This is a genomic window from Brevibacterium sp. LS14 (assembly GCF_012027885.1).
GTDB classification, from domain to species: domain Bacteria; phylum Actinomycetota; class Actinomycetes; order Actinomycetales; family Brevibacteriaceae; genus Brevibacterium; species Brevibacterium casei.
The window spans coordinates 15,107-26,244 of the sequence record NZ_SJXG01000007.1 but is presented as its reverse complement, the minus strand read 5'-3'; the positions used below and the strand labels follow the sequence as shown (position 1 = coordinate 26,244).

Genomic DNA, 11,138 nt, shown 5'->3' with positions numbered 1-11,138 from the left:
TTGCCAGGTCAGGCGGTGACGTGCGTCTCAGAACGTCATCATTGCGGCGGACGGAACATGACGAGGCCGGGCTCGCCGTTGGGGGCCTGCGGCCCGTGTCCGATGGCGGTGAAGCCGAGGCTTCCGTAGAGGCGGCGAGCCGGGCTGTCGATATCGTCGGTCTGGAGCCAGCAGCCGTAGCCGGAGATTCCGCGCAGCCAGGACTCGAGGGTGCGTCGCCCGAGCCCGGCGGCCCGGAGGCGGGGATCCCTGGCGAGGAGGTTGAGGGCGAACGTCCATTCGAGGACGGGCGCGGCGTCGCCGAGGGACTCCCTGAGCTCGTAGGCCCACTCGTAGGCCTGTTCCGCCCAGGCCCAGAAGTGACCGTACGCGATGGCGCGGAGGCGGCCGTCCTCGGCCGAGCGGGCGAGGGCGGCGAGCACCTGCCCCTTCCGCACGGAGGCCTCGTAGACGTCGGCGAAGAGAAGCGCGTACTTCCGGTCCTCGTTGAGCGGGGGTTCGGCCGCAGCCGCACCGTAGAGGTCACCGACCTCGGACGGCGGCGGCAGCACACCGTGTACACCGGCAGCCGACTCGACGGGCGTCCACCGGTCGCCGAGGCCACCGGGAAGACCCCAGACGAGTTCGACCGGTTGGATCACATCCGCCGTCTTCGCTGAATCGGCGCCGGAACGGTCATTCATATGACCAGCTTAACGACTTGAGTAGTCGGGCCACTGAACGGAAGGAGAACTCGGGCCGTGGAAAACCTCACGGTATCCCGAGATCCTTCGGCACAGTGGTTCTCGATCACGATTCTTCAGAACGGTCCGAGATGCCCGATCACGGAGCTGCTCTGGCGACGAGGTCGTTCCGCAGTCGCCTCTCGCACGGGCTGTCCTCACGCACTGATCCCGCGGAGTCGAGCGGTTGACGGCGAGTCGGGCGCGTGCCCGTCCGAGACGCCAGCCCGACCTGAGGCGGTCCGAGCCGAGGTGGTCCGACCTGAGGCGGTCCGACCTGAGGCGGTCCGAGCCGAGGAGGTCCGAACCGAGGCGGTCCGGCACAAGGCGGTCCGACCTGAGGCGGTGCGACCAGCGACGGATCGATGAGGACTCGTTCGTCCTTCGGCACCGCCGCAGTCTCCGCGAGGATGGCGATCGTCCTGGGCGGCGACCCCGGAGCACGAGCCTGACCCTCCTCCTGCGCCGTTCCGGGCGATCGCGGTCTGGCGTCGATCGGGCAGGTGGATCTGGCGTCGATCGGGCAGGTGGATACGGTGTAGCGGTGACCGGTCGGCGTCGTCACCGACAGCTCGGTGGCTGAGGTTCGATGGCGCCACCCGGGCAGTTCTTTGATGTAGTTGCAGGCAGCGCACAGGCCGGAGGCGTTGTCCCAACTCGTCGCGCCTCCCGCGGCGACGGGAGTCGCGTGGTCCACGTGCTTGATGGTCGCCTCGCACCACGGTGTGCGGCACACGTCGTCGCGGACGGTGATCATCCGTCGCAGCAGACCGGAGAACTCCCGCCGGCTCGATTCCATGGCGACGAGCTGACCGTCGGTCGGTCTCGCATACATTCTGCGCAGGAACACCGCGCCCGGGTCGTCGGCGATGAGGGATCGCGCCGCGCCGGCGGGGATCGGCCCGAAGCCAGGAAGCCATGCGGGCTCGTCACCGTCGTCGAACAGTGTCTCGTCATTCATCACGACGAGGACTTCGAGCGGGATCGCGTCCGCGCTGTCCTGCCCGGTGACGCGCTCAACGAGCAGGTCGGCCATCGTCTGACTCTGCGTGCACCCGCCCGAGGCGCCGGTGCCGACTCGAGCGGCGGCGGCCCTGGAGAGGTTGGCGTATGCGGCGACCGCCTCCGGCATCGGGAGGAAGGCGGTGAGGTAGGCCATGTTGCCGGGTGCCGGGCGAACGCTCACGCAACGCTCCTCCTTGCAGCGGTCGAGGTGCCGCACCGCTGCGACCTGGTCGAGCTTCTGAGCCAGCGCGCGGACTTCGCTGCCGAGCCGGCGCACCCCCACCTCGGCGAGCCGGTCGGCCATCCTCTCATCGACCTGCTGCCGCTTCTCGCGCGGCAGCCATGCGGTCTCGGTCGCGACGAGGCGAGCCTTCTCCTCGGAGATCTCACCCTCTCTGAGAGCCGCGTACGTGTGCGGGAGGTCCATGAGCAGCGTGCGGGAGAAACCGAGGAACCTGCTGCCGCGGGCGCGGGAGACCTTGCGGGCGAGCCCGATCTCGGCGCCGACCCCACGTCCCTGCCGGTCGCTGGGCACCCCGTCCTCGGCTTCGCGGTTGCGCCGGTGCATGTCGAAGGTCAGGGTCTCGCGGGCCTGTGCCGCCGCCGCTGCCGAGGTGAGCTCCTCCAGGGCCGTGATGCGGTCGATCGCCTCACGTTCGGTCCGTGCGGGAGGCAGGGCGGACAGCGTCTCGCGCCAGCGGACGATGTCCGCGATGACGTCTGAAACCGACTCTGCTTCCATGCTCTGTACCCTAGACCGCGGCACTGACACGAGATTCGCCGTGAACGCTCTGCCTGGTCAAGGCCCATTTCGTCCGATGGCTGCCGGTCGGACCGATCGCTGCCGACTCTGCCGGGCCGCGGCTGCTCCGACCGCAGGCGTGCCGGGCTGGAAACGCCACGTTCGACGATGCCCGCCGGGGTCGGCGACCCTCGACGACTGCCTCAGGTGAGCTTCTCCCCTGTCGTCTCCCTGGCGAGGAGCGCCATGAGCGCAACGGCGACGACGACGAGGACACCGGTGAGTGCGAAGGTTGTCACGAGCCCGAGGACCGGCCACATGTAGGCACCGAAGACGAGCGGCGCGATGCCGGTGGCGATCCGCGAGGCCGCCGACGCCCACCCGAAACCGGACCCGCGCAGGCGGGTCGGGTAAAGCTCGGAGACGTAGGTGTAGAGCGTGGGGATCGCGATCTGGATGACGAAACCGAACCCGATGACGCTCGCCTTCGCCGCGAAGCTCAGCTCCGATCCCGATGCTTCGATGAAGACGGCGACGCCGACGAGGAGCACCGCGGAGACGATCGCACTGACACCGAGCACCCACTTGCGCCCCAGGCGTTCGACGAGGAGCGCCGAGACGACGACGCCGAAGATGCCGACCGCGGTCATCGACCCGGTGACGAGGAACGCCGCCTGGTCGCCGAGCCCTTGCCGCTTGAGGATCCCCGGCAGCCATGTCAGTGCCGCGTAGTAGACAAGGAGGACGGAGACGAAGAGGGCCCACGACACCAGCGTCGTCTTCGCCGAGTACTGCCACAGCTGTGCGAGCTGTCCCGTGGCGGCCCGCAGCCGACCGTTGACGGAGGTGATGATTCCAGCGGAGGACTCAACGGTGCCCTGTCTCCCCTCGCCGAGGCTGTCGGTCGTCAGCGGTCCCGCATCGCCGGGTGCGTCGTGCGTCCAGGCCGGCACGTCGGCGCCGGTGCGCTCGACGAGGCGCGCGATGACCGCGTCCGCCTCGGCGTAGCGGCCGACGGAGGCGAGATAGAGAGGCGATTCGGGGATCCCGAACCGGACGGCGACGGTGAGCAGTGCGGGGATGATCATGACGAGCATGATCAGCCGCCAGTCCCCCATCGTCAGCAGCCAGGCGGAGACGAACGCGCACAGAGACGCACCGATCGGCCACCACCCGTCCATCGCGGTGAGCACGCGGCCGCGATGACGCTTCGGCGTGAACTCACCGACGAGTGCGTAGTCGACCGGGATGCAGCCGCCCAAGCCGAAGCCGGCAAGGAAGCGGAAGACGATGAACCACCCGAACTCGGGAGAGAACGCTCCGGCGACGGTGAAGATCGAGAAGACGAGCAGCGTGAGGGTGAACGCCTTCTTGCGCCCGATGACATCGGCGATGCCTCCCCAGACGAACGCGCCGAGGGCCATGCCGATGAGGTTGGCGGTGGCGATCCACGCCGCCTGCCCCACACTGAGGTCCCAATGGTCGCTGAGCAACGGGATGAGGAACCCGTTGAGGGCGACGTCCCACGCGTCGAACATGAAGCCGAGGCCGCCGATGATGAAGATGGCGCCCTGCGTGCGCCACTTCCACGGCAGGTTCGCGATGACGTCGGAGGCCGTGGGTACGGAGGTCGAAGACGGTGCAGTCACGGGGACACAGTACAACGTTTAACGCACGGACGCGCAAAACACTCAGCAGGTGCGCGCCGGGGGCGGGCACGGACGCCAGAAAGGTGGATCCGGTTCGAAAAACGAGACGATTTCGAACCGGATCCGCCTTTCGGGGCCGGCACACAGGCGGCACAGGCGGCTCGCACGCAAGCTGCTCGCGCCGCGCACACCGTCAAGCCGCACAGGCCGTTCAGACCGCACGGGCCACCCACGCCACACAGGCCACGCGAAACCGCTGGCGCGGCAACACCGCCTCAGGCCAGGCGGACGAGCCAGTTGTGCTTGTCCTCGACGCGGCCGTACTGGATGTCGAGGAGTGCCTTGCGCAAGGCCATCGTCTTCTCGCCCGGGGTGTCCCCGTGGTCGATGGTGAAGTCGTCGCTGACGAGCTTGCTGATCGGGGTGATCACCGCGGCGGTGCCGCACGCGAAGGCCTCGACGATGTCACCGTTCTCCGCACCTTCGCGCCATTCGTCGACGGTGAGCTGGCGTTCGACCGGCTCGAGGCCGAGTTCGGGGGCGAGGTCGAGCAGCGAGCGGCGGGTCACCCCGTCGAGGATGGTGTCGCTGAGGGCCGGCGTGAGCAGCTGCCCGTCCTTGGTCACGAGCATGAGGTTCATGCCGCCGAGCTCGTCGATGTACTTGTGCTCCTCGGCGTCGGTGAAGAGCACCTGCTGGCAGCCCTTCTCCGCGGCCTCCTTCTGCGCGAGCAGCGAGGACGCGTAGTTGCCGCCGCACTTGGCGAAGCCGGTGCCGCCGGCGCCGGCGCGGTTGAGCTTCTTCGACAGCCAGATCGACACGGGCTTGATGCCGCCGGCGAAGTACGGTCCGGCAGGCGAAGCGATGACGTAGTAGTCGACCTCGTGGCTGGCGCGCACTCCGAGGAACCGCTCCGAGGCGATCATGAACGGGCGCAGGTAGAGGCTCGATTCGTCGGCGTCGGTGCCCGGCGTCGGCACCCACTTCTCGTCGGTCGAGACGAGCGCCTTGAGCGAGTTGATGAAGTCCTCTTCGCTCAGCTGCGGCAGCGCGAGGCGCTCGGCCGAGCGGTTGATGCGCGCGGCATTGCGGTCGGGCCGGAACGTCCACACCGAGCCGTCAGCGTGACGGTAGGCCTTGAGCCCCTCGAAGATCTCCTGCGCGTAGTGGAAGACCGCTGCCGCCGGATCGAGCACGAGCGGACCGTACGGCTTGACCTCGTGCGCCTGCCATCCGTCATCGTTCGTGTAGCGGATGTGCGCCATGTGGTCGGTGAAGTACTGCCCGAACCCGGGATCCTTCTTGATGTCCTCGCGCACCAGCTCGGGCTGCGGCTGGATGTTCCTGAGGATGGCGAATTCAGTCATCAGAGCTCTTTCGACGTGTGTGAGGCCTACCACGTCTCAGGGTAGTCCATCGGTCCGGCATCCTCGCATCGGGGGTCGGGTGGGATCCCCGCCGAGGCGACCGGCCCCTCAGCCCAGGCGCGCGGCGATCGCGTCGCCCACCTCGGCGGTGGTCCGCTGCGTCCCGTCGCGTTCGGCGAGGTCGGCCTCGACGGCCGCCTCGATGGCCTTGGCCACGGTCTCGAGGCCGAGGTGGGAGGCCATGAGCGCGCCGGAGAGGATCGAGGCGGTCGGGTCGGCGATCTGCTGACCGGCGATGTCGGGGGCCGAACCGTGGATCGGCTCGAAGAGACTCGGGGCCGTGCCTTCGACGTTGAGGTTGCCCGAGGCGGCCAGCCCGATGCCTCCGGTGACGGCGGCGGCGAGGTCGGTGAGGATGTCGCCGAAGAGGTTGTCGGTGACGATGACGTCGTAGCGCTGCGGGTCGGTGACCATGTAGATCGTGCACGCGTCCGTGTGCTCGTAGTTGACCGCGACCTCGGGGAACTCCTCGCCGACCTTCTCCACGACCCGTCGCCACAGGTGACCGGCGTGGACCATGACGTTGTGCTTGTGGACGTACGTGAGCTTCTTCCGCCGCGACTGTGCGCGCGCGAAGGCGTCGCGGACGGCGCGCTCGACGCCGTACCACGTGTTCACCGAGACCTCGGTGGCGACCTCATGCGGGGTGTCCGTGCGGACCGAGCCGCCCATGCCCGTGTACGAGCCCTCCGTGCCCTCGCGGACGACGACGAAGTCGATCTCGGGGCGCGCGGCCAGGGGCGACTCGACGCCGGCGTAGAGCTTCGAGGGCCGGAGGTTGACGGCGTGGCCGAGGCCGAAGCGCATCTTGAGGATGACCCCGCGCTCGAGCACCCCGGAGGGGACGCTGGGGTCGCCGCATGCGCCGAAGAAGATCGCGTCGTGGCCCCGCAGGGATTCGAGGTCCTCGTCGGTGAGCGTCTCGCCTGTGGCATGCCAGCGCTTCGCGCCGACCTCGTAGTCGGTGAGCTCGAGTTCGACCGGTTCGCCCGAGACCTCGATCGCACGCTGGAGGACCTTGAGCCCTTCGGGGACGACCTCGGTGCCGATTCCGTCGCCGGGCATGACCGCAATTGAGAACTTCATGCCGCCACCCTAAGGCGCATCTCATGATGCAACTACCGTGTCCCATCATGCGGACGAGGCGGCAAGTGGGCTCGTCTCCAGCCGGGTGTCAGCCTCGCCAGACCGCTGACGTGGACAATTTCACGTCCCAATCTTCGCATACGGCTACAATTCCACCCTGCAAGGCACGAAGATGGAACTGGCAGAACCACCGAGTCCCGAGAGAAAGTCGATCCTTGACTGAAACGATCCGCAACCGCCGCGCCGCCTCCCTCCCCGCCAAGCTCTCCCGCTCGTGGCTGCTCGTCAACGCGGCGAAGGAGGAGATCTTCGCTCCGGCGCAGGCCTCGGAGGCCGACTCGGTGATCTTCGACCTCGAGGCCTCCGTGGCCGAGGACAAGAAGCTCGATGCCCGCGACAACGTCGTCCGCGCGCTCGAGTCGGGGATGTCGGCGTGGGTGCGCATCAACAAGATGGAGTCGGAGTTCTGGGACGACGACCTCGCCGCCGTCGCCACCCTGCCGGGTCTGCGCGGAGTCATGCTCCCGGAGACCGAACGCCCCGAACAGGTCTCCTACACCGCGATGCGCGCGAAGGCCGGCCTGCCCGTCATCGCCCTCCTCGAATCCGCCCGCGGAGTCGAGAACGCGACGAAGATCGCCGAGGCACCCGGCACCTTCCGCCTCGCCTTCGGCACGAACGACTTCCGCAAGGACACCGGCTTCTCCGGCGATCCCATGGCGCTCGCCTACGCCCGTTCGCGCCTGACCATCGCTTCGCGCATGGGCGGGCTGCCCGGTGCCATCGACGGCCCCTCGGCCGCTGATGCGAGCGACGAGCAGGTGCGCGCGGACGCCGACGTCACCCACCAGATGGGCATGACCGGCAAGCTCGTGCTCGCTCTCGATCAGGTCAACGCCCTCAATGAGGCGATGAGCCCGAGCGAGGACGAGCGCGCGTGGGCCCGGCAGATGCTCGCGGCGGCCGAGGGCGGATCCGAGATCACCGACGGCTCCTACCTGCCCCGTCTCGCCCGCGCGAAGAAGATCGCCTCGCTCGCGGACACCTACGGTCTCTGGAACGCCTGATCCGTCCGCCCGCAGACTCCGTCCACCCCATCGTCCGCATCCCCCGCTGGGCTCTGTGGGCGACGGTTCCCGCGCTCTTCGCGGTCCTCGCCTTCGGGCTCTGGCTGCGGCTGAGCATCGTCGGGCCGACCGTTCTCGACACGTGGTGGGCGCAGCTCGTCAAGGTCCCCGTCGACTCCGTGCCGTACTGGATCTGCGTCACCCTCGCCGAGGTGGGAGGGGCGACGGGCGCCGTCGTCTGCACTGGCGTGGCCGCTGGGATCCTCGTCCTGCTGCGCCGACTGCGCGCAGCCGCTGTCATCGTCACGACGATGCTGCTCGGCGTCGGACTGTCCGAGGCCATCAAGGCGGTCGTCGAACGGCTGCGCCCCGGCGATCAGCTCTACAACTCCCTCGGCTTCTCCTACCCGTCCGGGCATTCGATGGGTGCTGCCGCCCTGGCGCTCAGTCTCGCCCTCATCATCGCCCATGCACGTTCCGGCCGGGGCCCGGACTCGACCCGACTGCGTTTCCACTGGTCGATGGTCCTCGTCCCCGTCTGGATCCTCGCGATGATGTGGTCGCGCACAGCACTCCAGGTCCACTGGCTCACCGACACGATCGCCGGTGCCCTGCTCGGCCTCTCGGCGGCGCTGCTCGCCGACGCGTTCTGGATCTGGGTGGCCCTGCGCACCCGCTCACCGCTGCTCGCCCGCTGACGCCCGACCCTCGGGTCATGCGGGTGCGCGTGGCTCCTGATAACCCAAAACTTCGAGGGCGGCACTGACCGTCTTCCCGACCAGGCGGTTGCCGACCGGCGGCATGCTGGGGAAGACGACGCGCATGAGGAGCGGGCCGGTGAGCAGATCGGCGAGCCAGCCGGGATCGACCCCGCCGGAGATCTCCCCACGCGATCGCCCGGTCGAGGTTGACCCGGGTAAAGGAGTGACGCGGCAGCCGGCAACCCCGAAGCCAGGGCCGCGGCGATCATCGACGCAGGCTGAGACTCCGGGGTCACTCGGGCACCAGGTCCGGCGAACGCGGTCGAGCCGGTCGTAGAATGAGATTGTGCTGACGTGGGCGCAGATGGCGTTGTTCATCCCGGCTGCGGCCGCGGTGGCCGCCTCCCCGGGGGCGAACAATCTGCTCGCTTTCCGTAATGGACTGCGCAGCGGATTCCGTCCCGCAGCCCTGGCTCTGACTGGTCGGTTCCTCGCTTTCACCATCATGCTGGGACTCGTCGTCGCAGGTCTCGGGGTTGTCCTCCAAAGCTCGCAGCTACTCTTCGAGACCCTCCGGATCGTCGGCGCAACCTTCATGGTGTGCCTAGGAGTCTGGATCCTCTGGTCGACTCGCAGGCGCCGCTCTCACGACGATGAGACAGTCTGCGGCGAAGTCGAGGACCACCAGGACGATGCGTCGCATTCGGTGAGACTGGCGATGCAGGAGTTCGTCACGGCCGCGGCCAACCCGAAGGCCCTACTGCTCTTCACCGCGTTCCTTCCACCGTTTGTCAACACGGCAAGCAACGCTGCCCCCGGAAGCGCCCAACTCGCGTTGCTCGGGGCCCTTTACATCGCGTGCGAAGCGGTCACAGCGCTGATTTGGGCGGCGTCGGGTCGCTTGCTGGCCATGCGAGGCGTCAAACAGCGGACACTGCGCCGCCTCGATCAAGCCTCCGGTGGTGCTTTCATTGCACTCGGCGGTGGACTCGCAGCGTCTGACTACTTTCGCCGGTGACCATCACCTCTTCGCGAACCGCGTGACGGGACCGCCTCGGACTCGGAACAGGCGAATCCGGGGCCAGTGGCGGCTCGCCCTCAGTCCTCCTCGAGGGAGACCGCGGAGAACGCCGAGGCATTGACGGCCCCGGCCACGGCGCGCACGACCTCTTCGGGCACGGCCGTGTCGACGGCCATGACGGAGAGCGCCTCGCTGCCCTCGGCCGAGGGTGAGACCTGCATGCCCGCGATGTTGATCTCGTTGGCTCCGAGAGCGAGGCCGAGCTGGCCGATGATGCCGGGGCGGTCCTCGTAGCGGAAGATGAGGAGGTTGTCGGTGAGCTCGATCTCGAGGTCGTAGCCGTCGACCTCGGTGAGCTTCTGGACGAGCTTCGGCCCGGTCACGGTGCCGGCGACCGTGATCCGCTGACCGTCCCCGGTCGTCGCCGTCAGGCGGGTGACGTTGCGGAAGGACTCGCAGTAGGGGTCGGTGACGAGTTCGACGCCGATCCCGCGCTCCTCGGCGAGCAGCGGGGCGTTGACGTAGGAGACCTGGTCGGACACGACGTCCTTGAACAGACCCTTGAGCGCGGAGAGCTTGAGGACGGAGACGTCCTTGTCCGCGATCTCCCCGTTGACCTCGACCTTGAAGTGAGTGACCGAGGACTCGGCGAGGGCGTTGACGACGCGTCCGAGCCGCTCGGCGAGCGGGATGCCGGGACGGACGTCCTCGTGGATCGCACCGCCGGCGACGTTGACGGCGTCGGGGACGAGCTCACCGGCGAGCGCCTTGCGCACGGACTTCGCGACCGCGACCCCGGCCTTCTCCTGGGCCTCGGCCGTCGAGGCGCCGAGGTGCGGGGTGACGTTGACGGCGTCGAGCTCCATGAGCGCCGAGTGCTCGGGGGGTTCGACGTTCCACACGTCGATGCCGGCGCCTCCGACGGTCCCGGCGGCGACCGCCTCGGCGAGGGCGTCCTCATCGATGATGCCGCCGCGGGCGACGTTGACGAAGCGGGCACCGGGCTTGGCCTGGGCGAACTGCTCGGCCCCGATCATCCCGATGGTCTCCGGGGTCTTGGGCATGTGGACGGTGACGAAGTCGGAGACGGCGAGGAGCCCGGGCAGGTCGACGACCTCGACGCCCATCTGGGCGGCGCGGGCCTGCGTGATGTAGGGGTCGTAGCCGACGAGGCGCATGCCGAAGGCCTTCGCGCGCTCGGCGACGAGCCCGCCGATGCGCCCGAGGCCGACGATGCCGAGCGTCTTCTCGTAGAGTTCGACGCCGGTGAACGTCGAGCGCTTCCACTCCCCCGCCTTGAGCGAGGTGTTGCCCGCACCGAAGTACCGCGCCGAGGCGAGGATGTGGGCCATCGTCAGCTCGGCGGCGGAGATGATGTTCGAGGTGGGGGCGTTGACGACCATGACACCCGCCGAGGTGGCGGCCGGGACGTCGACATTGTCGAGTCCGACCCCGGCGCGGGCGATGACCTTGAGCCTCTTCGCCGCCGCGATCGCCTCGGCGTCGACCTGCGTGGCCGAGCGGACGAGGATCGCGTCGGCATCGACGATGGAGTCCAGGAGCTGGGAGCGGTCGGCGCCGTCCGTGTGACGGATCTCGAAGTCACCCCCGAGCGCGTCGATGGTGGCCGGTGACAGGTTTTCGGCGATGAGCACGATGGGCTTGGGCACGAACAGACTCCTTAGGGTTCCGGGACGGGCCCATCCTAGGTGAGTCCG

Annotated in this window: 9 protein-coding genes; 3 read left to right on the top strand and 6 right to left on the bottom strand. The window is 68.5% G+C overall.

What is annotated here, in order from left to right:
- Nucleotides 1–38: 38 nt before the first annotated feature.
- From EZE58_RS00120 to EZE58_RS00100, 5 genes are all read right to left on the bottom strand, one after another.
- On the bottom strand, nt 39–683 hold the full coding sequence (locus tag EZE58_RS00120; protein WP_009378186.1) for a hypothetical protein: 645 nt from the start codon (nt 681–683) through the stop codon (nt 39–41).
- Nucleotides 684–822: 139 nt separating this feature from the next.
- A complete protein-coding gene (locus tag EZE58_RS00115) occupies nt 823–2,469 on the bottom strand; it encodes an HNH endonuclease signature motif containing protein (RefSeq protein WP_167559550.1) in 1,647 nt (548 codons plus the stop codon).
- Nucleotides 2,470–2,672: 203 nt separating this feature from the next.
- Nucleotides 2,673–4,118, bottom strand: coding sequence for an MFS transporter (locus EZE58_RS00110; RefSeq protein WP_009378183.1), 1,446 nt, complete (start codon nt 4,116–4,118; stop codon nt 2,673–2,675).
- A 275-nt stretch (nt 4,119–4,393) separates the two neighbouring features.
- Nucleotides 4,394–5,485, bottom strand: a complete 1,092-nt coding sequence (locus EZE58_RS00105) for a branched-chain amino acid aminotransferase (RefSeq protein WP_009378182.1) — start codon at nt 5,483–5,485, stop codon at nt 4,394–4,396.
- Between the two features lie 108 nt (nt 5,486–5,593).
- Nucleotides 5,594–6,631 carry a 3-isopropylmalate dehydrogenase gene (locus EZE58_RS00100; RefSeq protein ID WP_063249076.1) on the bottom strand — a complete coding sequence of 346 codons (1,038 nt, stop codon included), beginning with the start codon at nt 6,629–6,631 and terminating at the stop codon, nt 5,594–5,596.
- Between the two features lie 215 nt (nt 6,632–6,846).
- Here EZE58_RS00100 and EZE58_RS00095 point away from each other — a divergent pair, with 215 nt between their 5' ends.
- The 3 genes from EZE58_RS00095 (at nt 6,847) to EZE58_RS00085 (ending at nt 9,417) form a co-directional block, all read left to right on the top strand.
- The gene (locus EZE58_RS00095) at nt 6,847–7,698 is read left to right on the top strand and encodes a CoA ester lyase (protein WP_009378173.1); all 852 of its coding nucleotides are present in this window, start codon (nt 6,847–6,849) and stop codon (nt 7,696–7,698) included.
- Between the two features lie 179 nt (nt 7,699–7,877).
- A complete protein-coding gene (locus EZE58_RS00090) occupies nt 7,878–8,396 on the top strand; it encodes a phosphatase PAP2 family protein (RefSeq protein ID WP_009378172.1) in 519 nt (172 codons plus the stop codon).
- 349 nt (nt 8,397–8,745) lie between these two features.
- Nucleotides 8,746–9,417 carry a LysE family translocator gene (locus EZE58_RS00085; RefSeq protein ID WP_009378171.1) on the top strand — a complete coding sequence of 224 codons (672 nt, stop codon included), beginning with the start codon at nt 8,746–8,748 and terminating at the stop codon, nt 9,415–9,417.
- 80 nt (nt 9,418–9,497) lie between these two features.
- Here the strand turns inward: EZE58_RS00085 and serA are convergent, their stop codons facing one another.
- Nucleotides 9,498–11,090, bottom strand: coding sequence for a phosphoglycerate dehydrogenase (serA, locus tag EZE58_RS00080; RefSeq protein WP_063249079.1), 1,593 nt, complete (start codon nt 11,088–11,090; stop codon nt 9,498–9,500).
- Between the last annotated feature and the right edge of the window lie 48 nt (nt 11,091–11,138).

What these genes read in the sequence shown, in the direction of transcription:
- EZE58_RS00120 (WP_009378186.1), bottom strand. Translation starts at nt 683, where the DNA reads ATGAATGACCGTTCCGGCGCCGATTCAGCGAAGACGGCGGATGTGATC.
- EZE58_RS00115 (WP_167559550.1), bottom strand. Translation starts at nt 2,469, where the DNA reads ATGGAAGCAGAGTCGGTTTCAGACGTCATCGCGGACATCGTCCGCTGG.
- EZE58_RS00105 (WP_009378182.1), bottom strand. Translation starts at nt 5,485, where the DNA reads ATGACTGAATTCGCCATCCTCAGGAACATCCAGCCGCAGCCCGAGCTG.
- EZE58_RS00100 (WP_063249076.1), bottom strand. Translation starts at nt 6,631, where the DNA reads ATGAAGTTCTCAATTGCGGTCATGCCCGGCGACGGAATCGGCACCGAG.